At 37.7% G+C, this 25,317-nt stretch carries 22 protein-coding genes; 8 read left to right on the top strand and 14 right to left on the bottom strand.

What is annotated here, in order from left to right; translation table 11 throughout:
* Positions 1-427 precede the first annotated feature (427 nt).
* Positions 428-844, top strand: coding sequence for a hypothetical protein (locus AC1RNE_RS20225; protein ID WP_492803500.1), 417 nt, complete (start codon positions 428-430; stop codon positions 842-844).
* A 129-nt stretch (positions 845-973) separates the two neighbouring features.
* On the opposite strand, the gene radA is transcribed toward AC1RNE_RS20225, so the two are convergent.
* Positions 974-2,350 carry a DNA repair protein RadA gene (radA, locus tag AC1RNE_RS20220; protein ID WP_323250371.1) on the bottom strand — a complete coding sequence of 459 codons (1,377 nt, stop codon included), beginning with the start codon at positions 2,348-2,350 and terminating at the stop codon, positions 974-976.
* A gap of 213 nt (positions 2,351-2,563) precedes the next feature.
* On the opposite strand from radA, the gene AC1RNE_RS20215 reads away from it, so the two are divergent.
* The 4 genes from AC1RNE_RS20215 (at position 2,564) to AC1RNE_RS20200 (ending at position 6,790) form a co-directional block, all read left to right on the top strand.
* Complete coding sequence (locus AC1RNE_RS20215; RefSeq protein ID WP_492803498.1) at positions 2,564-3,181, top strand: porin family protein; 618 nt, start codon at positions 2,564-2,566, stop codon at positions 3,179-3,181.
* A gap of 258 nt (positions 3,182-3,439) precedes the next feature.
* Positions 3,440-4,738: an AAA family ATPase gene (locus tag AC1RNE_RS20210; RefSeq protein ID WP_492803497.1), complete on the top strand. Its 1,299-nt coding sequence runs from the start codon at positions 3,440-3,442 to the stop codon at positions 4,736-4,738.
* A gap of 9 nt (positions 4,739-4,747) precedes the next feature.
* On the top strand, positions 4,748-5,353 hold the full coding sequence (locus AC1RNE_RS20205; protein ID WP_492803496.1) for an HNH endonuclease family protein: 606 nt from the start codon (positions 4,748-4,750) through the stop codon (positions 5,351-5,353).
* A complete protein-coding gene (locus AC1RNE_RS20200) occupies positions 5,354-6,790 on the top strand; it encodes an ATP-dependent DNA helicase (protein WP_492803494.1) in 1,437 nt (478 codons plus the stop codon).
* A gap of 8 nt (positions 6,791-6,798) precedes the next feature.
* On the opposite strand, the gene AC1RNE_RS20195 is transcribed toward AC1RNE_RS20200, so the two are convergent.
* Positions 6,799-7,479 carry an NUDIX hydrolase gene (locus AC1RNE_RS20195; protein ID WP_492803492.1) on the bottom strand — a complete coding sequence of 227 codons (681 nt, stop codon included), beginning with the start codon at positions 7,477-7,479 and terminating at the stop codon, positions 6,799-6,801.
* Positions 7,480-7,616: 137 nt separating this feature from the next.
* Here AC1RNE_RS20195 and pyrE point away from each other — a divergent pair, with 137 nt between their 5' ends.
* Positions 7,617-8,255 carry an orotate phosphoribosyltransferase gene (gene pyrE / locus AC1RNE_RS20190; RefSeq protein ID WP_492803490.1) on the top strand — a complete coding sequence of 213 codons (639 nt, stop codon included), beginning with the start codon at positions 7,617-7,619 and terminating at the stop codon, positions 8,253-8,255.
* 479 nt (positions 8,256-8,734) lie between these two features.
* Here pyrE and dprA read toward each other — a convergent pair whose 3' ends face one another.
* The 11 genes from dprA to AC1RNE_RS20135 all read right to left on the bottom strand — a co-directional run bounded on the left by dprA (position 8,735) and on the right by AC1RNE_RS20135 (position 22,943).
* Positions 8,735-9,853: a DNA-processing protein DprA gene (gene dprA, locus AC1RNE_RS20185; RefSeq protein ID WP_492803488.1), complete on the bottom strand. Its 1,119-nt coding sequence runs from the start codon at positions 9,851-9,853 to the stop codon at positions 8,735-8,737.
* Between the two features lie 49 nt (positions 9,854-9,902).
* A complete protein-coding gene (locus AC1RNE_RS20180) occupies positions 9,903-10,271 on the bottom strand; it encodes a MerR family transcriptional regulator (RefSeq protein ID WP_492803487.1) in 369 nt (122 codons plus the stop codon).
* 81 nt (positions 10,272-10,352) lie between these two features.
* Entirely contained in the window at positions 10,353-11,201 is an 849-nt protein-coding gene (locus tag AC1RNE_RS20175; RefSeq protein WP_492803485.1) for a hypothetical protein, read from the bottom strand.
* Entirely contained in the window at positions 11,173-12,183 is a 1,011-nt protein-coding gene (locus AC1RNE_RS20170; RefSeq protein WP_492803483.1) for a type IV toxin-antitoxin system AbiEi family antitoxin, read from the bottom strand. The genes AC1RNE_RS20175 and AC1RNE_RS20170 overlap by 29 nt, the downstream gene beginning before the upstream one ends.
* A gap of 74 nt (positions 12,184-12,257) precedes the next feature.
* Positions 12,258-13,145 carry an oxygenase MpaB family protein gene (locus tag AC1RNE_RS20165; protein ID WP_492803481.1) on the bottom strand — a complete coding sequence of 296 codons (888 nt, stop codon included), beginning with the start codon at positions 13,143-13,145 and terminating at the stop codon, positions 12,258-12,260.
* 264 nt (positions 13,146-13,409) lie between these two features.
* The gene (locus AC1RNE_RS20160) at positions 13,410-15,026 is read right to left on the bottom strand and encodes an endo-1,4-beta-xylanase (protein ID WP_492803479.1); all 1,617 of its coding nucleotides are present in this window, start codon (positions 15,024-15,026) and stop codon (positions 13,410-13,412) included.
* Between the two features lie 168 nt (positions 15,027-15,194).
* The gene (locus AC1RNE_RS20155; RefSeq protein WP_492803477.1) at positions 15,195-16,991 is read right to left on the bottom strand and encodes a RagB/SusD family nutrient uptake outer membrane protein; all 1,797 of its coding nucleotides are present in this window, start codon (positions 16,989-16,991) and stop codon (positions 15,195-15,197) included.
* 56 nt (positions 16,992-17,047) lie between these two features.
* Entirely contained in the window at positions 17,048-20,476 is a 3,429-nt protein-coding gene (locus AC1RNE_RS20150) for a TonB-dependent receptor (RefSeq protein WP_492803476.1), read from the bottom strand.
* 187 nt (positions 20,477-20,663) lie between these two features.
* Positions 20,664-21,725 (bottom strand): FecR family protein, encoded by a 1,062-nt coding sequence (locus tag AC1RNE_RS20145; protein ID WP_492803475.1) that lies wholly within the window; start codon positions 21,723-21,725, stop codon positions 20,664-20,666.
* Positions 21,726-21,849: 124 nt separating this feature from the next.
* Positions 21,850-22,443 carry an RNA polymerase sigma factor gene (locus tag AC1RNE_RS20140; RefSeq protein ID WP_492803473.1) on the bottom strand — a complete coding sequence of 198 codons (594 nt, stop codon included), beginning with the start codon at positions 22,441-22,443 and terminating at the stop codon, positions 21,850-21,852.
* A 326-nt stretch (positions 22,444-22,769) separates the two neighbouring features.
* Positions 22,770-22,943: a hypothetical protein gene (locus AC1RNE_RS20135; RefSeq protein WP_492803472.1), complete on the bottom strand. Its 174-nt coding sequence runs from the start codon at positions 22,941-22,943 to the stop codon at positions 22,770-22,772.
* 139 nt (positions 22,944-23,082) lie between these two features.
* Between AC1RNE_RS20135 and AC1RNE_RS20130 the strand changes: the two genes are divergently transcribed.
* Positions 23,083-24,096 carry an SDR family NAD(P)-dependent oxidoreductase gene (locus AC1RNE_RS20130; RefSeq protein WP_492803470.1) on the top strand — a complete coding sequence of 338 codons (1,014 nt, stop codon included), beginning with the start codon at positions 23,083-23,085 and terminating at the stop codon, positions 24,094-24,096.
* 79 nt (positions 24,097-24,175) lie between these two features.
* Positions 24,176-24,997 (top strand): AraC family transcriptional regulator, encoded by an 822-nt coding sequence (locus AC1RNE_RS20125; RefSeq protein WP_492803468.1) that lies wholly within the window; start codon positions 24,176-24,178, stop codon positions 24,995-24,997.
* Here AC1RNE_RS20125 and AC1RNE_RS20120 read toward each other — a convergent pair.
* Positions 24,966-25,244 (bottom strand): hypothetical protein, encoded by a 279-nt coding sequence (locus AC1RNE_RS20120; protein ID WP_492803466.1) that lies wholly within the window; start codon positions 25,242-25,244, stop codon positions 24,966-24,968. The two genes, AC1RNE_RS20125 and AC1RNE_RS20120, sit on opposite strands and share 32 nt — an antisense overlap.
* Between the last annotated feature and the right edge of the window lie 73 nt (positions 25,245-25,317).

Raw genomic sequence — 25,317 nt, 5'->3', positions numbered from 1 at the left:
TGATTATTAAAAAAATTCAATCTGTATTATTTGCTCAAAAAGTAGGCTGAACATCAATGATTGAAAATCAAATTAACTATTGAAAATGAATAATGTATATGTTTTTACAAAAATACAAACTTGCAGCTAAGACTTCTAAAAAGTGGGAAAAGAATTGAAGAATATTGAAAAAATGCACTATATTGAAATTGATTTAATAAGTAATATATTTCTTAAATAGATTATATTCTTATTCTTAAAAAATATATAACATTTTGATTAAAATCAGTTATAAACCGCTTAATCATTGATTTTAAACCCAAAAATGTATATTACTTTAATCGTACAAATTTTTCTATTTCAATAAAAACCGATAGAAATTTGAATTTAGAATACCGTTTAAAAATAACATACTAACCATAATTTATACTATAATATCCGCCTTATTATGAAATCAGAAAACCTTTGGCCAGAATTTTCTCTGAATAAACCCGTACGCAGTCCTAAAGTAGTTTTATTAGAACAAGCTAGTTTTTTAGAACAAATCACCCAACAAACGATTAAAGCAAGTATCAGGAAAACGATTGAAAACAATAGTGGCATCATTAAGTATATCTTTGAAATAGAAGCCCCAGATACTAAAATTCTCAATTCAAAAGGATATCAGTATTCACTATTAACAATCGAACAAAAATCGCTGTTTTTCTATCCTTGCAGTATCTATTTAGATTCAACCTTATATTCTTCAGCCATAGAAACAGAAGAAGCTTTGACGAAGCATTTGAAAGAAATTTTTAATAGTGTCAAGACTCAGAATATCATTTATACCTTAATTTCATTGAGTATACATGGTAATGAGTTATAAAAAATATGAGTAATTTATAGTTCCGTTAGGAACGAAATATCGGTAGTAGCTACCGATATTTCGCCTCTACGAGGCTATTTTGTTAAACTTCTCTATTGTAATGAAAATTTGAAATGACTCATATTCAAATTATTTCCTCAAAATCTGCATAAACACTTCATCCAATCTTGAAGCCATCCTGACTTTGATTTTATAGTTATTTACATCCAAGCCTTTGGCATTAAACTTTGAAATCCATATTTCTTTAAAGCCTAATTTTTCGGCTTCGGAAATGCGGTTTTCAATGCGATTGACCGCCCTGATTTCTCCACCTAGCCCTACTTCGGCTGCAAAACAGATGGTACTCGGGATGGAAATATCTTCATAAGAAGACACGATGGAAGCACAAACGGCTAAATCAATGGCAGGGTCTTCAACTTTCAACCCTCCTGCAATGTTCAAGAAAACGTCTTGATTACCTAGCCTAAATCCTCCTCTTTTTTCCAAAACTGCCAACAGCATATTCAATCGTTTGGCATCAAACCCTGTCGAGCTTCGTTGTGGTGTGCCATAAGTAGCGATAGAAACTAGCGACTGGGTTTCTATTAACAACGGGCGATTGCCCTCTAGCATAGCCCCGATGGTAATCCCCGAAAAGTCTTCATCCCTTTGCGAAATCAAGATTTCGGAAGGATTAGATACCTCTCTTAATCCCGAATTGAGCATTTCATAAATGCCTAATTCAGACGTACTACCAAAACGATTCTTAGTAGTGCGTAGAATCCTATACGCCAAATGGCGGTCGCCTTCAAACTGAAGGACGGTATCTACCATGTGTTCTAATACCTTCGGACCAGCCAACGAACCGTCTTTGGTGATATGTCCTATGATAAACACAGGCGTGCCTGATTCTTTTGCGAATTTCATTAATTCAGCCGCACATTCTTTTACTTGCGACACACTTCCTGCGCCTGCTTCAATAAAAGATGATTGTAGCGTCTGGATAGAGTCGATAATCAGAATATCAGGCTCAAAAGTCTCTACTTGCTTAAAGATATTTTGAGTTTGGGTTTCTGTCAGGATAAAGCAATTATCACTTTTGTTTTCCAACCGTTCTGCCCGCATCTTGATTTGATGCTCAGACTCTTCCCCAGAAACATATAATACTTTGTAGTTATCAAGCATCAAGGCAATTTGAAGCATCAACGTTGATTTCCCAATGCCCGGTTCGCCCCCAATCAGGATTAAAGAACCTAATACGATGCCTCCTCCTAATACCCTATTTAACTCTCTGTCTTTTGTTAAAATTCGGTCTTGTTCCTGATAATTAATCTCTTGAATAGCCCTAGGTTTGGAAGCTACTTTCAACGAAGTAGACACTTTCCAAGAGCCTTTTGTGGGTTCATCTTTCTGTACTACTTCCTCCACGAAGGTATTCCACTCGCCACAAGCAGGACATCTCCCCAACCATTTAGGAGCCTGATTCCCACAGTTTTGACAGAAAAATGAGGTTTTTACTTTTGCCATATTTACATTTAACACACTCATTATCAACAGATAACAAGAATTATAATTTCTTAATTAATCCTGCGCTAGGATTATATTTACATTTATTTGTCAATTACTTATTTAAAATCAAAAATACCTACCGATTACTAAATTATATTAAAAAAAATGAAGAATAAAGTACTTCTTGTCTAAAATATACCGTTATATTGTCGTTGAAACAAACTCTTACTTATGATGAAAAGAAAAATCTTATTACTCCTCGTCCTATTTTGTTTGACAAAAACCAGCAGTGTTTTTGCTCAATTTACCTTCGGTATCAAAGGTGGTGTAAACTTTTCTCAATTAAAAACTGATTTCAAAAATCAGTCGGCTGGGGCAAATCTACAACAAAGTTTAGATACAAAAACGGGTTATGTTGGTGGCGTATATTTCCGCATTGGGAACACGATATTTTTACAGCCAGAATTAATTTTCTCGGCAAAGGGTGGAAGTATGGACTTTAATTCAAAAAAAGTAAACGTTGATTACACAAGTATTGATGTACCTTTATTGATTGGCTATAAACTTGGTCCTCTTCGTCTGAATGCTGGGCCTTTAGCATCATTTAAGGTATCAGAAAGTATTGGTGATGACTTGAAAAATTATTCAAGCAGCATCGGAGAATCGTTCAAAAATGCCTCTTATGGGTATCAGGCAGGGGCAGGTTTAGACATTGGCTCATTATCAGTAGATTTACGTTATGAAGGTAGTCTTTCAGACATCTCAAATGTAGTCGATTTATCAAAAAGCATTAACTATTCACAAAAAGGAAGCCTTTGGCAAATGACTATTGGGCTTAGAGTATTCTAAGTGTTTTGTATTGTATAGTGATAGTAAAAGTGTCAGATTTCATGGTCAATATGCCTGAGATTTGACACTTTTTTATTGCTGTCTTCTTTCAATCAATGGCTTTTCTTACTTTTGTATTTATCAAAATACTATTTTCCCAATAGCCAAGCACCGATTCAAGCATAAACTTAGCATTTTGAAAATATGTTACTGATTTAGACTTGATAAGTAATTACATCAATATTTTGAGTATTTTTAAGAAAACAAGCGAAAGGTATCATGGAAAATTTTCGGATAGAAAGTTTAGAAATCAATAAAATAGGTGCTTTTGAGCATCTAAAAATGGACTTCCCTAAAAAGACTGACCCTAAAAAAGCTGAAATCCATATTTTGACTGGTGAGAATGGGACTGGGAAGACGACGATTTTGGAGGCTTTGGTTCTGCTTGGCGAATCTATTTCCGATAATGAAAAAAGAAAGATTTTCAATAAAAGTACTCATGCTGGCAAAGAAAGTAATATTAGAATAACAACATCTAATAATTATGAGAAAGTAGCGTGGAAAGGAGGGAATAAAGAGGATGCTAGTGAGGGAGAACCACAAATGGGACCAAAACCTAAAAGTTTAGATAATTATCTGGACTATGATTTTAATTTACCTCCTGATTTTTCTCTTCTCTATTTTGCCATGTTTGCTTATTCTGGAAATAGAAGCATTAAACATGAAAAGATAATTGGTCCAAAGGAAATTAAAGATAATCCATTATTAAACTCCTTAGACTTTAATTCTTCCATTAATACAGAAAACCTTTTCCAGTGGATTATTAATACAAAATTTCGTGAATTAAGGGCAAAAGATAAGGGTGACAGTAAAAGTGCAAAGTTGCATAAAAGTTCTCTTAAAAAACTTGAAGATATTATCTCTGATTTAACTGATCAAAAAACGGTATTTGATTTTGACGACAAATTTAATGTCTTAGTTATAATTGACAATTTAGAAATTCCTTTTAACACACTTTCAGATGGTCTTAAATCAATGATTTCATGGATTGGAGACCTTTTAATGAGAATGGACAGATTAAATTGGATTAATGATTTGCCAATTTTTGAACGTAATTTCATTCTCTTCCTAGACGAAATAGAAGTACATCTTCATCCAGCTTGGCAACGTAAAATTTTGCCTGTCGTTCAGAAACTTTTTAAAAATGCACAGATTTTTATTTCTACGCATTCACCTTTTGTGGTGGGTTCTGTGGATGGTGCTTGGGTGCATAAATTAAAGAAAGTAGGCGCTTATGCGGTTTTGGATGGTGAACCTGTTTTAACAGAGGATGGAAAAAGTGTTCGTAGAATTTTAGATGAAGTTTTTGGCGTCAGTGAACAATATGGCATAAATGTGGAGGATGATTTAAAAAAATTCAGAGATTTCAGACAGAAAATAATGATGGGGCAGGAATATGATATTAAAGAGTTCGATAAACTCGTCAACCATTTAGCCTCTCAAAGTACCGAATTAGAGCAAATGATGGGTATGGAAATGAATCAACTCAGAAGAATCACTCACAAAGCATTAATATAGTTTTACATAATGAGAAATTTTATTAGAAAAAAATGTCCTACAATCTTATTAGAAGCTTTTTCAGAAAATAATCCTAAACCTAGATGGGTTGTTTATGGTGAAAGATATGCAAATCAACAGAATCGTTCATACTATAATTATCCTACAATCAACAAACAGAAATTAAACAATATCATATTACCCATTTTAATGGAACAAACTGACAATCATTGTTCCTATTGTGATGGTTTCCCATTATTAAGTGCTGATGAAACAATTGACCATTTTAAACCAAAATCCAAATTTCCTCATGAAGTTTGTCACTGGGAAAACCTATATGTTGCTTGTGCACATTGTCAACATGTAAAAGGTTCTCAATTTGATGAATTGTTACTGCGTCCCGACGAAACAACTTATAATTTTAATGATTATTTTTTCTACGATTATACAGAACATAAAATTAAAATTCTTCCTAGTTTAACGGATGAAAAGTTACGTCGAGCAGAAAAAACACATAAAATATTAGATTTTAATCATCAGGGTATGATTGATAGTCGCAGACAATCTTATGAAGGTTATTTTGATAAACCTGATTATCCTAGAGAATTATTAGCATATCGCTTTATTTTTGAATAAATGTCAATAGAAAAACCCACCCCCTCTTTCTTACTACGCCAAAAGTTCCCTTTTGAACCTACCAATGGGCAATTAGATCTTTTCCTGAAAATGGATAAATTTATCCCTAATCAAGATGATTTTGGACCTTTATGCTTTTTGTTGAAGGGTTATGCTGGTACAGGTAAGACTACTGTGCTAAGTACGATTATGAAGGTGTTGCCTAAATTTGGCTACAAAGCTATCCTCCTTGCTCCTACAGGGCGGGCTGCTAAGGTGATGGGCAACTATTCCAAAAACAAAGCCCTGACGATACATAAAAAGATTTACAGACAAGTAGCTAATCAGTATACGGGTAGTTTGGAGTTTCAATTACAAAATAATTATGCGACCAAGACTATTTTTATCATTGATGAGGCCTCGATGATTTCGGATGATGCCGAATTTGGTACGCCAGGATTATTGACCGACTTGATGAAATTTATTTTTACACATCCTGAAACAGATTATAATTTTAATAAAGTGATTTTTGTGGGCGATACCGCTCAATTACCTCCTGTGGGCAAGTTGATGTCTCCTGCTCTTGAAAAAGGCTATATGGAAGGTCAGTTTCATGTGGGTGTCATGGAGCAGGAGTTAACCGAAGTAATGCGTCAGGATGCAGAATCGGGCATTTTGTTTAATGCAACCAATTTGCGTGATATTCTAAAAGACGAAAAACCTCAAATTAGTTTTAATACCAAAGGTTTTAAGGATTTCTTTAAAATGACGGGTGAGAAACTGGAAGATGGGCTGAATTATGCTTACCGAAAGTTTGGTCGTGAAAATACGATTATCCTGACACGCTCTAACAAAACGGCTGTGCAGTATAACCGTTATATCCGTCAGCAAATCTTTTCGATGGAAGATGAATTATCAACAGGCGACTTACTCATGATTGTTCGAAATAATTACCATTGGCTTGCGGAGGATTCGCCTGCGGGCTTTTTGGCCAATGGTGATTTTGTGGAGGTAATGAGAATCAGGGGTATCGAAGAAATGCATGGTTTTAGGTTTGCTACCCTTACGCTCAGACTGCTAGATTATGAAGACCATCCGACCATCGATGCCAAAGTAATGCTCAGTACGCTTTATACCAACACGTCTGCGATGTCAAAAGATGAAAACAAAGCACTGTATGATTCCGTCTCGGCTGATTATGCCCACATAGCGAGTAAAAAACTCCGAAACGAAGACATCAGAAAAGACCCTTACTTGAATGCACTACAGGTAAAATTTGCTTATGCCCTTACCTGCCATAAGTCGCAAGGTGGACAATGGAACGCTGTTTTTGTTGAGCAAGGCTACCTGACGGACGAAAATATCAACGAAGACTTCATCAGATGGCTTTACACGGCTGTCACCCGTGCAACCCATGAAGTATTTCTATTAAATTTCCATGCAGACTTTTTTGATTAAGCCTACTGCTATTCACCTTCGTAAAAGTATTTTTTCAAGACAAAGCGAATAGAATAATAGGAATTAATCATCGCAGTATGGATTTGTTTTCTATCCATCCACTCTAATTTTTCAATACCTTCCTCCAACTGAGGTTTCATTTTGCCAGCATCAATCAGTTCCATTGAATACCATTTTGTCTGTTTCAAAATAGCTTCGTTTTTGTAGGTATAGGTATGGTAAGTCGTACAGATTTTTTCTTCTAATCTGGCCTTAACATTACACTCCTCCTCTACTTCACGTACGGCAGCTATTTTGAAAGATTCGCCTTTATCGAGTTTACCTTTGGGCAAGTCCCATTTTTTCAAACGATACATCATCAATACTTTACCATTTTCATTTCTCACCACGCCTCCTGCGGCTCTCACAACTTTGTATTGAGATTTGATTTGGTCTTCGGTAGCATCTTTATTGGCTGAAACTAACGTTATGGATTGTAAATTAGGAAGCTCGTCATTTTTTAAAATTGTAAATAACCTAGAGACCGTCGGAGAAAGCACATTGATAATCAATACGTGTCCTTGTAGACTATTGGCTTTAATGGCTTCTAGCTGAGCATCTATTAAGTGGTCAAATTCTGTTGATGTGAGTGCTTGGGCTTTCTTTTTCCCAATGACCTTGATAGGTCTTTCGTTAATGAAAATTATCATTTTTAGTTTGATTGGTCCCTAATGATTTGCTCGTGAATTAAAATGAAAATTTATATTTCATCGTAAAATTAAACTTTTGTTACGAAACATTACTGAGAGTTTTTAATTTTGCACATAGATTTAACAAAAACCCCAAAATGGCACAACGTACTCTTGCAGAAACAGTCGCTTCTATGTTACTTGAAGTTAAGGCTGTTCGACTAAGCCCCGACCAACCTTTCAAATGGGCATCTGGCTGGAACTCACCTATTTACTGTGATAATAGAATCACGCTTTCGTATCCAAAAGTGCGTACTGCTATCAAAAATGGGCTTGCATCAGCTGTTAAAGCTTATTGGAGCGATGTTGATATTATTGCTGGAGTTGCTACAGCAGGTATTGCACAAGGAGCATTAGTAGCAGATTGGCTCGACCTTCCTTTCTGTTATGTTCGTCCTGAACCTAAAAGACACGGCATGGGCAACCAAATAGAAGGAAAAATTAAAGCTGGCCAAAAAGTAGTTTTGATTGAAGATTTGGTTTCAACAGGTGGCAGTTCTTTAAAAGCAGTGGATGCTTTGCGTGAAGCTGGAGCAAACGTATTAGGAATGGTTTCTATTTTCACGTATGGTTTTGAGATAGCAGACAAAAATTTCGCTGAGAAAAACTTGAAAGTGTATACTTTGAGTAACTATGAAACCCTTATTAAAGAAGCGGTTGCTAAAAACTATGTTTCTGAAAGTCAGCAAATCACTTTACAAGAATGGAGACATAATCCTTCGGAATGGAAAGTATAGTAATATTCTATTGAGCATCAGACATTCCGATTTTTCTTCAAGATAACTAGTTTTAGAAGTTTGATATTTACTATCGTCTAGTCCTTACTTTTCTTGTCTTGATACAAGAAAAGTAACAAAAGAAAATCAAGAATTCCTAAACTCGCTCCGCTCAAACAGTAGGAATTCGGAAAACATCAAACATAGGTCATACCGAATTTAAATTACAAAAAAGCGGCCTAAACTAATTTAGACCACTTTTTGCTGATTCAGAGATATCGAATTCCTACTGTTTGAGCGGAGCGAGTTTAGGAATTCTTGATTTTTTTGTTACTTTTTGTATCAAGACAAAAAGTAAGGTCGAGTATAAATTCAAAATCTATGAAATCTTTTAAAAATTCAAATGTTATGAGAAATTCACAAACATGAGATATTGCGAATTTCTCATAACATTTGAATAAAGCTGAAAGCTGACATCCAAAACACAATTACCTTAACAATTACCGCATTGAAATAGCATATTTCTTCCCCGGCAAGGATTTCAGTACACCCTGAAATTCCAAATTCAATAATAAGGATGATAATTTGGCAATGTGAATCTGAGACTGCCAAGCCAATACATCTATTTCCATTACCTGATTTTTATGGAGCAGTGCCATCACCTGACTTTCATCGTCAGTAAAATTGGTCAAGTCTAATGTGTTTTTAAGGCTATGGTTTTTCTCATGCCCTACTAAATCCCAATTTAATGTTTCTACTACATCTTTAATACTGGTATAAATCTCCGCCTTTTTTTCTTTGATAAGCTTATTACATCCTTCTGAAAAAGATTTGCCAAGCTGTCCTGGCACTGCAAAAATATCACGATGGTAATTATTGGCATATTCTGCCGTAATCAAAGCCCCTCCTTTTATGGCAGCTTCAATGATAATTGTCACATCCGACATTCCAGCTATTATCCTATTTCTTTGTGGAAAAAATCTTGGGTCAGGTTGTACCCCAAACGTTTGTTCGGTAATAATCCCCCCTGTTTCCTGCATTTGAATAGCCGTATTTTTGTGCTGATAAGGATAAATAAAATTGATACCACTAGCCATTACTCCCAAAGTAGGAACATCGCTTTTCAAGCAAGCTTTGTGTGCTGCAATGTCTATTCCATAAGCCAATCCACTGATGACTAAAGGATTAAAAGCTTTTAAATCATCTATGATTTCTTCTGTAACATTTCTGCCATATTCAGTACATTGCCGAGTGCCTACGATGGCGACTGTCTTGGTATGGTTCAAATTGGCATTCCCTTTATAATACAATAATACTGGCGCATCATAAAGTTGTTTTAGCCGATTCGGGTAGTTTTTGTCCGTATAAAACAGCAAATTAACCTCTTGTCTCTCTGCTTCTTCAATAATGGCAAATGCTTTGTCTAGCACAGACTTATCTTGAAGATTCAGGGCTAATGTTTTACCGATATTCGGGATTTTGAGTAGTTTGGAAACAGGTGTTTTGAAGACTTCTTCTGCAGAACCACAGTAGCTAATAAGTTGACGAATAAGCACATCTCCGATTTTAGGAATCAAGGTTAGTGCAATTTGGTAGTGTGATTTTTCTTTTGTAGACATATTAATAAGGTAGAATTTGATAAATTTTGATTGATGGTAGATGATAAAATTAACTATCGGTTAATTTTTCAGACTCCTCGTTTGGCTCATCCATCGCTTCCCGAAGACTCTTCATAAATTTCTTAATTTCTGTTAACTTATCGATAATCGCTTGGTTTTCCTGTTTTTTACGTTTCTGATTCTCTAATGCTCTTTTTGCTCCTTCGATGGTATATCCCTGATTTTCAACCAAATCTACAATCTCTTCAAGGTGCTTGATGTCCTCTTGGGTATATTTTCTATCGCCCGAACGATCACGCTTAGGTTCCAGAGAAGGAAACTGCTCTTCCCAAAAACGAAGTTTCGAGATGTTCATATCAAACATCTGGGCAACTTCCGAAATTGAATAATATCGTTTGGTTAGGGCAATACTTTCCATTTATAAAGAAACAAAATAAGGATTTAATAAACATTGCAAAGATAGAACTTTTGTAGAATACTTGACGGAGTAATTAAAAGTTTAACTTTTTTCTCTAATTCCTTTCAAAAGATTAATCAACATTTCTTTCCAAAAACTAATATTAGTATTGGGTATTTGCGTTACTAAAATTCTCAACATATAACTTTCTTGGCTGAGTATCATTTCATCCTCAATAATTGTTTGTATCCTAGTATCAAGTGTTTGGGATAATGCCAAAACATGACGCATTTCTCGTCCCAATACTCTTGCTGCAATATATTCTATTCCTAAATCCTCATCAAATAAATCCTGATGAAAATTATAGATGTCATCACTGGCTATATCGAAATAGTTTTTTAAAATCATTCCAATATCAACAATATCTTTTCCTCTATCTTCTGGACGGTCGTTGAAAGCAATAAATTTTAAAATAACAATACCTTCTAGCTTCGATAATTTAAAGACCAATCCATTTTCATTCACTTCAATGACGCCTCTTTCAAAAACTTCCTTAATTCCTACCACATCTATTTCTGAGAAAGCCCTACTATTTAAAAACACTTTCCCATCCTGTTCAACCTCTCCAAAGGGTAACAAATCTATTTGAATTCCATGAGCATCAAATACTAAAATAGGATTTTCACTATGAATCGTAAAGCCTTCTGATGTTACTAAATATTGTTTTATTGCTTCAAATTTCAAACTATTAGCAATCTGAATCGCTATATCAATATCTTTAGTTCCTTTGGTCTCTATGTGATGCTTTGAAAACCAATAATCTCTCGCTAACGCCCCAATTACATAAAAATCAACACCTGTATTAACGAAGGCTCTTTCAAAAGCTTCAAAAACACTTCTTAGCGCTTCTGTTCTTATTTGTTCATAACTTATCTTGAATGAATTTTTCATAGATTTTTTGTGCAGTTTCTTGATTTCTATAATCTGTAGAATTTATTAAATCGGCATAGACTAATAAAGGACTTACTGTTTGAGTAGTACTTTCATTCATTTTTGCAAATGAATGAAATACATCAATATTTCCTACATTATCAGGAACGAGCCTATATTTTTTCATAAGTTCACTTCTTCCATCTTCTGTATAAAGTGTAAGATTTGTAGCCCTTAGATAGTCTGTCAAGATTTCGGCAGCAGCTTCTCCACCCCATTTACTTTTATTATCTAAGGTTATACTTTTCCAATCTACATTAGGTAAGCTTCTATATTTTCCAATATACAAAGTAGGTTTAAGCTTTGCATCATAATCAATCATCCAACGTTCAAATAACTTTGGAATATTTGACAAATAATCCTTTTTATCATCAAGAGGAATAATAAACCCTAAGTTTTTTAACGTTACAATTGTTTTATGTACTGTGTCAAGACTAACTTGAGCGACCTCTGACATTATACGGTAGGTTGTCTGTAAAAGAGCAGGATGTTCAAGCAAATGAAACACAAGTTTTAATCCATTTTTTGTCAATGTTTTCTTTACAGAGGGACTATTGCTAGCATACAGTTTTGATGAATTTATTTTATTATTTTCAACAAAATAAAAGACATTCGGGTATTTAAGATAAGCATTCCCAGTAATATCTAAGTAATTAATATGCAATCCTCTTAATTTTTTGCGTAAATCAGGAATGATACTTTCAGCAATTACGATAAAATGCTCATGCTCATTATTTTGCAACAATAGCTTTGCAATATGAGCATTTTGTAGTTTGGTTTTTATCTCAACTGCTAAATTTATTTCTTGGTCATTTTCTTTATCTTTTATTGTTAAAAAGCCATCTATTTTATCATTCTTGCTAACTTGAAATGTCGATTCTAAATGACTTATTTCTCTAAAAGTATCTATTGCCAAATAGGCTATTTCTTGTTGATTCTCCATTTTGTTCGGATTTTATATATTGTTCTAAATAAACGAACAAATCAAATTTACCGAACAAAATACACTTTTACAAATTATTTCTTCCGCGTTAAATATTCAGGACCAAGGGTTTCTATTGTAAACTCATGTTTTGGATAGGTTCGATAATAGGTATTGGATATTTCTGTAGGGTATTTTTTAAACGTAATATATTTTAAAAATTGTTTTCTTACCTGAAAACTGGCATGGAGCAATCCACAAAATAGCTCAGAAGGCTTTTTATAACCAAAGGCTTCTCGTAGTTTGTCGTTAATCAATGCCGCAAAAACAGGCTTTACCGCAAACCTCAAAAAGCTTGGAAACCAATTGGCAACAATCTTAATAGTAGCATCAGCAATTACTTCATTACTTTTAGCATAACAAAAATATTGTTCTTCGTATTGTGCTGCAAAGGATTTTAAAGCAGCTAAATCTTCAGGGATATTTACTAAGTTCATGCGTTTGGCGACTTCTTTAAAAAAGAGAAACAAGGCTAACTGCTCATTGTCAGTCATTTTTCGCCAACCATTTGTTTCCATCCAATTGATGGGATAAAACACAAAGGTGGACAATACCAATAAATAGTCGTCATTGGCAATGCGATAATGCCCGTGAATTTTATTCATCTGAGCAATTGCCCTTTTGCCTAATTCGCTATCATAACCTGCTTGCATAAATTGAGCAATCAGGATGCCTGTATCATCATATCTTTTTTGTCCTCTTCGTTCAAACTCTCCTGTCTTTTGCAAGAGCCCTGAAATACTGGGACTAGCATAGGTATGAAACAAGGCTAATTCTAAGGCACGTACCATATCAAAAGTAAATTCATAAGCCGTCAATAAATACACTATTCGCTGATGATCATTGACAGCATCAAGCGCATTGATTTCTGCTTGAATAGCAGCATCTCGAAAGAAAAAGGCTTTTTTAGCGTAGCTTTTCATGATGATAGCGTGGGTACTTTTTAGGTAATAAAAGTCAAAAAATAGAAAAACCTTAAGGTATAGCAAATTTAGCTATTCTTAAGGTTCTCTTGGTATTTATATTCTTTTATTCAAGCTTATTTATGTCTCACTGATGGCATGACTTGAAGTCATGCTATCAGTTTGTACTTCCCCATGGTCTGTGGCACACAGAACATAAATAGTCAAGCACTGTGTTCTGTGTGCTACAGACCACGGGTGACTGATTACCTACAACTTCCTAAACTACTTCTCCTTCAAAGTCTTCAACACAGCATAATACGCCGCTTTTTTAGAATAATCTTTATTGAACAACAAAGGAAAATCTAATCCATTTTCATACAGCCAACTTGTATTATCTGATATTCCCCAAATCGTAATCCCTGATTGCTGTGCTACAGGAACGTTTGTCAAATAAGAACGTACAATATAGGCATACATATCAGCCTGATATGATTCAAATTGCTTGTTTAAAACAAACTGAGCCTTTTTATTAGGATTCACCCGAACGTCTAATTCTGAAATACGCACTTTTAAACCCGTAGCGGCTAACTTCTTGAACATATTATCAATACCACTATAAGGCGTATTCCAAAGCACGTGCATTTGCGTGCCGATTCCAGTTATCTTCGCTCCTTTGCCTTTTAATTCTGCTACATAGCCAATCAAAGAATCAAGCTTTACACTATTCGACTCTAAGTTATAATCATTAATGTACAACTCAGCCGTTGGGTCGGCAGCGGCAGCATATTGAAATGCCTTTAATGCCCAGTTGCGACCTAAATATTTCGACCAAAAGAAAAAGTCTGTCGCTGTCGCAGCTACCGTTGTGTTGGCATCCGTACGCAATGTACCACTTTCAGAGACTGGTTCGTTGACCACATCCCAAGCTTTTACTTTTCCTTTGTAATGCGTTACCGTCTGAGTAATAAAATCTTTCAAGGCATTATCTACCGCCGTTACCAAAGCTCCGCCCGTTGGTGGCACAGACGCAGAGGCATCTACTACCACGACGTTATCCATAAAATACGTATTGGCTTTGCTCCCGATGTCAATCAACACACGCGTAAGGGAACCATTAGCCGTAAAAGAATACGTTTTTTGTACCCAATCTGTCGAGGTTGAGTAGTTCCCAGAATACTGTGCCGTTGAACCCGTACCGCCTGTAGATATACGCATTTGTCCTCCTGCAACAGCCGATTTGATAAAAAACGTCATGTTATACGTTTTGCCTACCGTAGTAGCAAACTCGTCACTAGCCATTTGTACAGCCCAAGGATTACCGTCGGCAGCTACAATTACTTTCAATGCCTTTGTACCAGCCTGAACTTCTGAGGTAACGGTAGTAGCTACTAATGATGTCCCTCCGTTGTATTTCCCCCAGTTATTGAAATTATCACCTGAACCATTTTCAAAACTACCATTAGCAACAAGGTTTACAGCCGTCGGACCAGAGCCTCCGCCTGTTATCGTTTTCATGTAGGTAGCATTTTGGTTTTGGTGCCAGCCCAACGTATGACCAAATACTTCGATACCTGCACTTTTACAGGCATCATACAAGGCATCCGCTTTGGTAAAGTCAATCGTTCCGTCGTTTCTTACTAATGCTCCGTGCTTCATGTGGTAGCCGAAAGTAGTGCTTTGCGCATCCGCCGCTACTACAGCACGGTATTGAGCATTGTTCAGAAATAAATCATAATCAATACTCAATCCTACTGGGAAGGCCGTTGTAGCGGTTTTCAACGTGCCATCCGCTGTGTAAGTATTGGCATTAAGAATATTAATGGGGTCTTTTTCGCAAGCACTCGACAAGCCCATCGAGGCTACTAGTGCTAGCTTATATAATAATGTATGTCTTTTCATGTTTTGTCTGTTCATCAATCGTGGAAAGAAGTAAAAAGAAGCACTTGTCTATCTCCCAATGCAAGGCTTTAAATCATTAAATCATTCAGCAACAATGGTTTAAGCATAGGGCATAGTAAGTATGCATTAATGATGACATCAATCACATACTTACTACACATTCCTCTCCTAGTTATACCCCGGATTTTGATATTGAGATTTATCTGTTTCGCACGTTGCATCTAATTGCGACTGTGGAATTGGGCGTAACAAATGAAAACTTTGCAGGTTAGTAACATCTGGATTGTATTTCTTAGCCCTGTCTACCAACTTACCACGCATGGCTAAATCAGGCCAACGGATGCTTTCTCCACATAATTCACGGGTACGTTCATCCAAGATAAAATCTAGCGTAATATCACTTGCTGACACCTGTATTTTAGCTTTTCTACTGGCTAATTCTGTCGCCGAAAGTCCTGGGCGATAAGCTGCTCTGTCACGTAACACATTGATAAACTGTGCTGCTTCTGCATTTTTTCCTAAAGCCATCGCAGCCTCTGCGGCTAACAAATACACTTCTGAAAATTTACTTGCCACAAACGGACGACCAGATATATCTTGGTAAGAGTTGCGGTTGACAGCCTCGTATTTTCTCAAAGCAGGATAAATATTATTGGCCCTGTTTTGATTGCTATACGTTTCCGAAGGCGAATAAACCACGTACTTTTTGTTAGCGGCTTTCAACGTTTTAGCAATGGCATCGGTTGGAGCGATATAAAAAGCGGTATCGCCCAACGCAAAACCTATTGCTGCCATATCAGCTACATATTTGGTGTAGTCTGATGAACCAGCCGTGTAAAAAGTAGCTACTGGGTAAGTATCTCGGAAAGTATTGTTAAAACGGCTATCGTTTAGCTTGTCTGCAAAGGCTACGTCCAACGTCCAACGGGTTGGGCAAAACTGACGAAGCGGGCGACCATATTGTAAGACACGCACAGGGAAAATAGTTACGCCATTTTTGGTAACAGCCGTATAGTTGGATACAAACATATTACAAGAAATATTCACCTTCTGGTCAAAATCCGAACTTGGGTTTACTACTTCGTTGGCAATGTTGTTCAATGGCAAACGCTCTACGGCAAAAAGCAATTCTTTGTTATAGTCGTTTCCTTCTTTGTGTACATCGCCAAAGTCTTGTAATAAATCTGTGCCATATTTGGCTTTACCGTCAATCAACTTTTTAGCTGTATCGTAGGCATTCTGAAAATCTGTTGCTTGCTTTACTGCCGAATAGGCACGGTAGGTATATACTCTTGCCAATAAATGCAAAGCTGCTCCTTTCGCCAAACGATATTCTCCTGCAGGACGCTGGTCTGGGAGATTTTCAGCCGCAAACAATAAATCATCTACCATTGACTGGAAATTCTTTCTCAACAAATCTGGGTCATTTCTTCTAAAAGTACAACTAGGCGTACTATTGAATTTCAAATCACCAGAACCTAAGTCTAACGGAACGGCACCAAAGTTTTCTACCAACAATAGGTAGTACATCGCCCTCAGGTAGCGAGCTTCACCTAACAATTTGCTTTTGTTCGTAGCATCCATCGTCACGTTTGGGGCAAATTCCACCACGGCATTACAAAGATTGATGTTAGAATAATTCCTGTTCCAAGGCGTACCAATGGCACCGTTAGTAGGGCTAATGCTATAGATACCACACTCTAATGTCTGCCCAGAAGCTCCTTGGTCGCCATAGGTAAATTCATCTGTCCCAACATTCCCCAAGACCATCGCTCCGATGGGGCCGAAGTCATATCTTAACCCTGCATAAGCGGTATAAATAGCAGATTGCAGACCATCTTGCGTTTTGAAATAATCTATCGTAAAGGCAGTTCTTGGGGTTTCTTCCAAGACCGATTGGCACCCAGAAAAAGCAAATGCCGTTATGCCCAATAGAAAAGCTGAAAATGTATGTTTTAATTTCATTATGTATCGAATAAAAAATGTTAAATCATTTGTTGTGCAATCAATCCTTCCTACGTTTAGAACGTCACATTCATGCCAAAAATGAAGCTTTTAGTAGAGGGTGTCGTAAGGCGAATATTCAAGTTTCTACCTGAAATATTACCTGGACCACCGCCCACTAAACCATTAGAACCTTGTCCGCTTGGTTCTGGGTCTATACCGCCTGCTTGTACATAAGGCGAGAATAAAATAAACGGATTGCTAGCAGTAAAGTAAAGTTTTACTGATGATGCTTTGATTACTTTCAACAAAGATGCTGGCAAATTATACCCAAGATTAATGCTTCTTACTTTCAAGAAAGTAGCGTCAAAATACCCAAGCGTTGACCATGCCGCACCTACAGGACTAGGGTTAGCCACTGCTGGCGTTGGGAATGAATTAGTCGGGTTGTCAGGCGTCCAATAATCCACGGCTAATTGGTTTCTACGTCCGTCCAAGTTGGTTAAATAATTCGATAAGGGCTGGTGAACAGTACTCACTAATGTTCCGCCTACACGTGTAAATAAAACGATTGATAAATCGACGCCTTTATAAGAAAAACGGTTGGTCAAACCACCCTGAAAATCTGCCTGTCCGCTACCGATTACGCTTCTGTCTACATCCGTAATTTTTCCGTCATTGTTCAAATCAGCCAATTTCAATTGCCCTGGTACTGAACCATATTTAGCGGCTTGCTCGGCTTCGTTCAATTGCCAGATACCCAACTTAGTATAGTCATAAATGGCAGTCAACGGATGCCCCACATATAAACCATTGGCAATGTTTTGCGTAACCGAACCGTCTAGTTTTTCTAGTTTATTACGGTTGAACGAAAGGTTGAAATCTGTATTCCAAGTAAAGCCTTGTGCGGTTTTTACATTCACTGACGATACCGAGAATTCCATCCCGTGGTTGCTCATTTCGCCTACGTTGGTCAAATACTGTCCTGTTACCCCCGTTGTCGCAGGCAAGGTCACCCCGTATAAAATTCCTTTAGTATATTGATGATACCATTCTACGCTACCCGTAATGCGGTTGTCTAAAATCCCAAAATCAACCCCTACGTTTTTACCTTCTGTGCTTTCCCAAGTAAGGTTTTGGTCAGGCAACGTATTGATGTTATATCCAGATACGACTGTCGAACCGAAGTTGTATTTAATCGGTACTGTTTGCGAACCTTGGTATAAATATGGCACTACGCCCCCTAGCGTAGAGTATGGCCCGATAGACTGGTTAGCAGTTGTTCCCCAACCTGCACGTAATTTCAGACTTGCGATGACAGGAATCTCTTTCATAAACTCCTCGTTAGCAATGTTCCATCCTACAGATACCGCAGGGTAAAACAATGTTTTGTGACCATCTGCCAATACTGAAGAGGCATCTCTCCTACCCGTAAGGGTTAGTAAATATTTGTCATCATAAGCATAATTGATACGCGCCATCATCGAAATCATCCCTCTTGATGACTCGCTACCGCTGATAACAGTGTTGGCTTTGGCCTCGTCTGTTACTTGCGATAGGTCGTAAAACTGGATAAAATCAGCGGCGATACCTTCTCTCTTGATATAAGTATTGTATGATTGAGACTTTTGAACACTCCACAAACCTGTGAAATTCAATTTGTGTTTTTTAGCGATTGTTTTGTCATAGTATAATAAATGTTCCATCAAAAGTGATGAAGCCTTTGCATTGTTCATGCTTCCCAAACTATTGGCATTGGGTCTGAAATAGCTATCTCCTTTTTGGAATTGAGCATTCTCTTGAAAACTTAAATCAACCCCAATATTTACACGATACTTTAATCCTTCCGCCAATTGCGCTTCGGCATACAAGCTATTGAAGGTGCGCAAGCGACGTACTCTATCTACCCAAGAATTGGTATCTCTGTACAACAACAAAGGGTTGTACTGGTTTACATCGTCATTATTACCCGCTGGCGAAATCACGATATTACCATTAGCATCATAAGGTTGCATCAATGGGCTCAATGTAAGAATCGGATACATTGGGTTTACAAACTGTGAACCATTGGTAGTAGTCAGCGTGGTAAGCGAGCTAATACCAAATTTCAGTATGCGTCCTATTTTAGTATCTGTTGAACCTTTCACGGTAAAACGTTCAAAATCCTGACCCGGCAATACAGTACTTTCCTTGAAATATCCTCCGCCAATGGTGAATAAATTTTCATCTTTTCCACCTGATACGCTGATGTTTTGGTCGGTGATATAGCCGTTTTTATACATCAAATCTTGCCAGTCGGTAGTTTTGCCACTAGCGATAGAGGCTATTTCCCCCGGCATATAGCCAGAAGAATATACCGAGATATTACGGGTAGCTTGGTATTGTTCGGCATTATAAACAGGGTATTTATTGATAATACTGCTTACGCCATAATAGCCATTATACGTAATTTTGGTTTCCCCAGATTTCCCTCTTTTAGTCGTAATCAAAATAACACCATTCGCACCCCTAGAACCATAAATAGCCGTAGCGGAAGCATCTTTGAGGACATCTATCGAGGCAATATCGTTGTTATTAATATCATTCAAGCCACCATCAAACGGGATACCATCTAATACAATCAGCGGGTCGTTGCTACCATTGATAGAACGCTCACCACGGATACGAATCTGATTGCCCGACCCAGGGGTTGAGCCTGCTCGCTGAATTTCTAAACCTGCTACTCGTCCTTGTAAGGCAGAACCAATGTTGGAGGTCGGTACTTCTTTGATGGCTTTTTCGTTGATGGATGAAATCGCTCCTGTTACGTCGCTCTTCTTTTGCGTTCCATATCCTACTACTACCACTTCGGCAAGCGATTTATTGTCTGGAACTAACGAAACGTTGATGGATGTACGGCTTCCTACCGCAGTTTCCTGAGTAATATAACCAACAGAACTAAACACCAAAACAACATCGCTACCATCGGGAAAGCTAATCGAGAACTCTCCATTTCCGTTGGTGCTTACACCTTTTTTAGTTCCTTTAATTAATACATTAGCCCCCGGTAATCCTGCACCTGTCTCGTCAGTCACTTTCCCTTTTACGGTTTGGTCTTTTACTTGCAGAGATGCTTCATTCACTTCAGCCGATGTCTTTTCTTCCTCATCGATGGTATTGATAATTATCTGTCCTCCAACCACTTGGTAGTTCAACATCAACGGACGCAACACCATATCTAATACTTCCGAGAGCCTTTTGTCGGTAACGTGTACACTCATTTTTCGGTCAAGCTGAACCGAGCGAGAACTATAAACAAACTTTACATCTGCTTCTTTTTCAAGGTTGAGCAATACATTTTTGAAAGCTGCATTGTCAACTTTTAGGCTCACTGTACGGTTGAGAAGCTCCTGTGTATAGACATTCGCTACGGATAGCGAAGAGAAAACACATGCCAGAAACAACTGTAGCAAAGAATATTTCATAATCCTTAGCAAGGGAGGTTTAATTTTTTGAATTTTTTGCATACTTTTACTTGTTTTTGTTAAATTTTGAACGGTTTGACATAACACTTTTGGCTATCAGTGTTGGCGCACGGGTAGCCTTTTTTTGTCCAAAGTCTTTACTACTTCAGACCTTCACAATCAATTTGACATCTACTTTATGAAAGGTGATATTCACTATATGTATATTTAAATGGTTAAGTATTCTGCTTTAACACCCTTTCCCACTAATCAGAATCTTCGTTCCACGTATCTCATAACTCGCTTTGAGGGTGGCACAAATAATATCTAATTTGGTATAAAGGCTACTCTGCGACAGGTCGGCAGTAATAGGGCAATTATTAATTTGCTCGTTTTCTAGGATAATCTCAATGCCGTATGCTTTGCCGATTTCATCCAAGACAGTTGCTACCGACTGTTCGTCATACACAAAAGTGGGCAGTGTAATCGCTACTTGCTTATGGTGTATATCTGGTAATATCAATACTGGCTCTTTTACAATTCTGGTAACAAATACCTGATTTTCAGGGAAATAATCTACTTGTTGGTTAGGCGTCAAGATTACGCCACTCTTGGTATTGGCTGAAATATAATCCGCCTTTGAGTCACGTTTAAATACTGAAACCTTGCCCGTTACCACTGCTATTTCTACCTTTTTGTCGGGCGACTGTGCATTTATCCAAAAGCTAGTACCTAATACTTTCGTTACGATATCATTGGCATATACCAAAAACGGCTGTTCTGGATTTCGCACTACTTCAAAAAATGCTGTGCCTGTCAGGAAAAGCTCTCTTTTGTCGCTTGCCCATTGTTTAGGATATTCAATAGATGCCCCTGCGTTCAATTTCACAATCGTGCCGTCGGGTAGCTTCACTAATTTTTGGGTTTGCCCTTTGTTATCAACGTGTACTAAGCCCGCCTTTGGCAAAGTTGCTGAGGACGTCAGGGCATCTGTAGGCGAAATGATAGGCGACTGTAACAACACCCAAGCACCGATGCCCACGAGCAAAACTAACGAAGCAGCCCAAGCCCATTTTACAGGTGACTGATACCACACTTTGCGTACTACTACCACAGGAGCTTGTTCAGCCATTTGTGGTTTTATTTTCTCCCAAATCACCTCTTCCAACGAAGCCATATCCATATTTGGAAAAAGGACTCTATAATCCTCATCCAGCAGTTCATACCACTGCTCAACAATCTTTTTCTCTTGAGCACTACAAGTACCGCTGAGGTATCTTTCTAAGATTTCTTTAAATTGGATTTTGCTCATCTGTTTGTAAGGAATATTTTCTCACTTCATCATTTGAAGGAGGCTTCTATATATAAGTCAGGAAAATGGTACTTAACCGCAATTAAATATTCATTTTCTACTAATATTTATATAAAAAGGCACATTAATTAAAAAAGTTCTTTTTATAGTACAATAAAAATTGGAGGATGCAGATACCCTGCGAAAGGAAGAAGTCTTGCAGGTGCAAGCGTAAAAAGCGTAGCGACTGGGTAATATGGTATTCGATAGTACGCTCAGGGATTTGGAGCGTAACAGCAATTTCTTTCACCGTTCTGTTTTCTAAACGGTTCAATACAAAGATATCTCGGGTTTTTTCGGGCAGTAATTGCACCGCTGCGGACAAGGCTCTTTCAAAATCTTCAAGGTCGAGCTGGTCGCTGGTGCTTTGGTTGGTGGGTATTTCTAAAAACTCAATTTGGGTTTGTAATTCTGCTTTATAAGCCGATATTACTTTAAATCTGGTAGCGGTTTGCAGATAGGCTGGCACATTCGTAATCTGAAGACTAGCCCTGCGTTCCCATAAGTCTACAAAAATTTCCTGTACAATTTCTTTAGACAAATCATCATCCTGTGTTTTGTTGAGGGCGGTAACAAATAGCTTTTGCCAATATCTACGATACAATACCTCGAATGCGGAGGAATCATCATTTCTAATTAAATCAATGAGCTCGTTATCTGTTAATACGCTATTTTCCAAAGATAAAATAAGGGTTTGTGTGTACGCTCAACGAAGAGTTGGTTAGGCTTTTTTCAATGAATCGAATGTTGTTAAGATTTCTACAATCGACATTGGGCGTAAAAGTACAGTTACAAACTTATATAAAACAAGATTTTATTGATTTATTTATATTTGAGAAGTGTGGGTTTGGGTACGCTGATTACTGATGGCATGACTTGAAGTCATGCCATCAGTTGAGCAATTCCACCACCGTGGTCTGTGTGCCACAGACCACGGTTGACTGCCTTTGTTGGTGTTTTCACCAACAAATCAAGCGTCAGCAACACTCCAAAAAAATAATAAAATCAAACTATTAAGTTGACAAGTTGCTGACGCTTATGTTGTTGGTGAAAAACACCAACAACGGCGAAACGGCGAAAATATGAACATTTACCTTTGCGTTCTGTGTGCCACAGACCACGGTTGTAGACCAACAAATCAAGCGTCAGCAAATCTCTGTACCATGTTCTGTATGCCACAAACCACAGTTTAAAAACGTAGGGGCGTATTGCATACGCCCACAAACAAATGGTCCTTAAAACAAAGCAAATACGGTCTTTAAAACAAAGTTGTCTGGTTCAGCAATGGCTAATTTTGCATCAATCAAACAACAAAAAAATGAGACTAGACAATCAGACAACATTACAAAAACCGATAGGCTCGGGCTTTAATGCAACATCTACCACACACGACGTTATCAAAGGAATAGACCTTACAGGAAAAATTGCCATCGTTACGGGTGGCTATGCAGGCATTGGTCTGGAAACGACCAAAACCTTGGTATCCGCAGGAGCAACCGTAATTGTACCTGCTCGTGATAAGGCAAAAGCCCTCAAAAATCTGGAGCATATCGCCCATGTTGAAGTAGCAACCATGGATTTAATGAACCCCGACTCAATTGATTTATTTGCGAAAGAATTCATTGCTTCGGGCAGACCGCTTCATTTACTTATTAATAATGCGGGTATCATGTGGGTTCCTTTGCAACGCGATAGTCACGGGTATGAATCACAGCTAGCTACCAATCATTTAGGGCATTTTCAGTTGACGGCAAGGCTTTGGTCTGCCTTAAAAAAAGCCGACGGCGCTAGGGTGATTAATGTGTCCTCTTACGGACATCAAATGGCTCCTTTCAATTTTGACGACCCTAATTTCCAACACCGTGAATACGAAACATTACAAGGCTACGGACAATCTAAAACGGCCAATAACCTGTTTACCGTTGGGCTTGACCAACTGGGCGAGCAATTCAATATTCATTCTTTTGCCGTGCATCCCGGGTCTGTCATTGGTACAGATTTAGGTCGAGTAGCTCCGATGGAATTGTTTCAGCAAATGGGCACACACGATGCCGACGGAAACATCTTTGAAGCTGTTGCGGCAAAACTAAAAAATACTGAGCAAGGTGCAGCCACTACAATATGGTGTGCTACGAGTCCTTTTTTAAACAATATCGGCGGATTATATTGCGAAAATTGCGACATTGCAGTCATTGACGATGGCAATATTGAACACAACTTTGGCGACCCTCTTACCCTTCATGGCGTAAAGCCCTATTCAATCGATACCGCTGATGCACAAAGATTGTGGGCTTTAAGTGAGACAATGACAGGGGTAGTTTTTGAGCATTAATGAACATTTGATTTCGGTGATACCATATCAGCCAAAAGTTTTTTTGGCTGATATGGTATTTTATAAAATTGCAACAAACATGGCATTTCAAACACATTACCTGACCCCAGACATCAAGCTTTCATTATTCGGTGAAGGTACTTTCAAAACGGAAACTGTTTTTGAACACCACATGCTGATATGGTTTATTTCTGGCGAAACCAAGATTGTACAGGCCGATAGTACGCATTACTTTGGGGCTGGTGACATCTTTTTAATCCCACGCAATCAGCCCACTACGATTATCAATTATCCATTAAATGGGCAACCACACAAAGCCGTTGCCATGCATTTAACCAAAGAAAGGCTCAAGGACTTTTATCATAAAAACAAGCCTTTTACTAACCATCTGCCAAAGCCACAAAACGTTCGGAGTTTCAATAAACACCCTTTGTTAGAAAGTTGCCTTGCATCATTAATTCCCTATTTTGATTTAAAAGATGCCCTACCTCACAATATTGCCAACATTAAAATTGAGGAGGCCATCACTATTCTGCGGACTATTGACGTTGGCATTGATACCCTACTCGCCAATTTTGAAGAACCGGGCAAAATCAACTTGTCGGATTACATGGAGAAAAACTTCATGTTTAATATGACGATGGCAAAATTCGGCTACCTGACAGGACGAAGTCTTACGACGTTCAAGCGTGACTTTAAAAAGACCTACAATACGACTCCACAAAAATGGCTTACCCAAAAACGATTAGCACTAGCCCATTATCTGCTGAGTGAAAAGAAGAAAAACCCTGTTGACTTATACCTTGAAGTAGGGTTTGAAAACTTATCTCATTTCTCCTTTGCCTTCAAAAAACACTTTGGATATGCCCCTACGGCGGTAACTCGTCTTGGTCATGCATGAATTGAAGGCAATGATTAGGCGGCCTTTTATTTTCAATAACGCTAGGGCTAACATATAGCAGCAACTGAGATTTCACGGAAAGAATCAGGCGTTGATAAACAGCCAATTGTCCTTTAACGACTTCAGCACATAAAGAAAAAACACCATGCAACGACTTGACGTTCAAGTATTTTCTAATAAAAACAAGATAAGATGGGAGAATCAGGCAGGCAAATATCAAAATAATATTGGCAATATATTTTTTCATTTTTGTAGGGTGTAGTTAATTTGTTCAGCTTAAAAAACAATGTAAATTTTAGCAAAAACTCGGGGGGCACCAG

The sequence above is a fragment of the Arcicella sp. GW822-FHT02H01 genome, assembly GCF_058802005.1.
This window is presented reverse-complemented; position numbering and strand designations above follow the sequence as displayed.

Coding starts and splice junctions, on each gene's coding strand:
- AC1RNE_RS20170 (WP_492803483.1), bottom strand. CDS start 12,183: ATGGAGAATCAACAAGAAATAGCCTATTTGGCAATAGATACTTTTAGA.
- AC1RNE_RS20200 (WP_492803494.1), top strand. CDS start 5,354: ATGTCAATAGAAAAACCCACCCCCTCTTTCTTACTACGCCAAAAGTTC.
- AC1RNE_RS20125 (WP_492803468.1), top strand. CDS start 24,176: ATGGCATTTCAAACACATTACCTGACCCCAGACATCAAGCTTTCATTA.
- AC1RNE_RS20130 (WP_492803470.1), top strand. CDS start 23,083: ATGAGACTAGACAATCAGACAACATTACAAAAACCGATAGGCTCGGGC.
- AC1RNE_RS20120 (WP_492803466.1), bottom strand. CDS start 25,244: ATGAAAAAATATATTGCCAATATTATTTTGATATTTGCCTGCCTGATT.
- AC1RNE_RS20145 (WP_492803475.1), bottom strand. CDS start 21,725: ATGAGCAAAATCCAATTTAAAGAAATCTTAGAAAGATACCTCAGCGGT.
- AC1RNE_RS20175 (WP_492803485.1), bottom strand. CDS start 11,201: ATGAAAAATTCATTCAAGATAAGTTATGAACAAATAAGAACAGAAGCG.
- AC1RNE_RS20165 (WP_492803481.1), bottom strand. CDS start 13,145: ATGAAAAGCTACGCTAAAAAAGCCTTTTTCTTTCGAGATGCTGCTATT.
- dprA (WP_492803488.1), bottom strand. CDS start 9,853: ATGTCTACAAAAGAAAAATCACACTACCAAATTGCACTAACCTTGATT.
- AC1RNE_RS20155 (WP_492803477.1), bottom strand. CDS start 16,991: ATGAAATTAAAACATACATTTTCAGCTTTTCTATTGGGCATAACGGCA.
- AC1RNE_RS20195 (WP_492803492.1), bottom strand. CDS start 7,479: ATGATAATTTTCATTAACGAAAGACCTATCAAGGTCATTGGGAAAAAG.
- AC1RNE_RS20205 (WP_492803496.1), top strand. CDS start 4,748: ATGAGAAATTTTATTAGAAAAAAATGTCCTACAATCTTATTAGAAGCT.
- AC1RNE_RS20210 (WP_492803497.1), top strand. CDS start 3,440: ATGGAAAATTTTCGGATAGAAAGTTTAGAAATCAATAAAATAGGTGCT.
- radA (WP_323250371.1), bottom strand. CDS start 2,350: ATGGCAAAAGTAAAAACCTCATTTTTCTGTCAAAACTGTGGGAATCAG.
- AC1RNE_RS20215 (WP_492803498.1), top strand. CDS start 2,564: ATGATGAAAAGAAAAATCTTATTACTCCTCGTCCTATTTTGTTTGACA.
- AC1RNE_RS20160 (WP_492803479.1), bottom strand. CDS start 15,026: ATGAAAAGACATACATTATTATATAAGCTAGCACTAGTAGCCTCGATG.
- pyrE (WP_492803490.1), top strand. CDS start 7,617: ATGGCACAACGTACTCTTGCAGAAACAGTCGCTTCTATGTTACTTGAA.
- AC1RNE_RS20225 (WP_492803500.1), top strand. CDS start 428: ATGAAATCAGAAAACCTTTGGCCAGAATTTTCTCTGAATAAACCCGTA.
- AC1RNE_RS20180 (WP_492803487.1), bottom strand. CDS start 10,271: ATGGAAAGTATTGCCCTAACCAAACGATATTATTCAATTTCGGAAGTT.
- AC1RNE_RS20150 (WP_492803476.1), bottom strand. CDS start 20,476: ATGCAAAAAATTCAAAAAATTAAACCTCCCTTGCTAAGGATTATGAAA.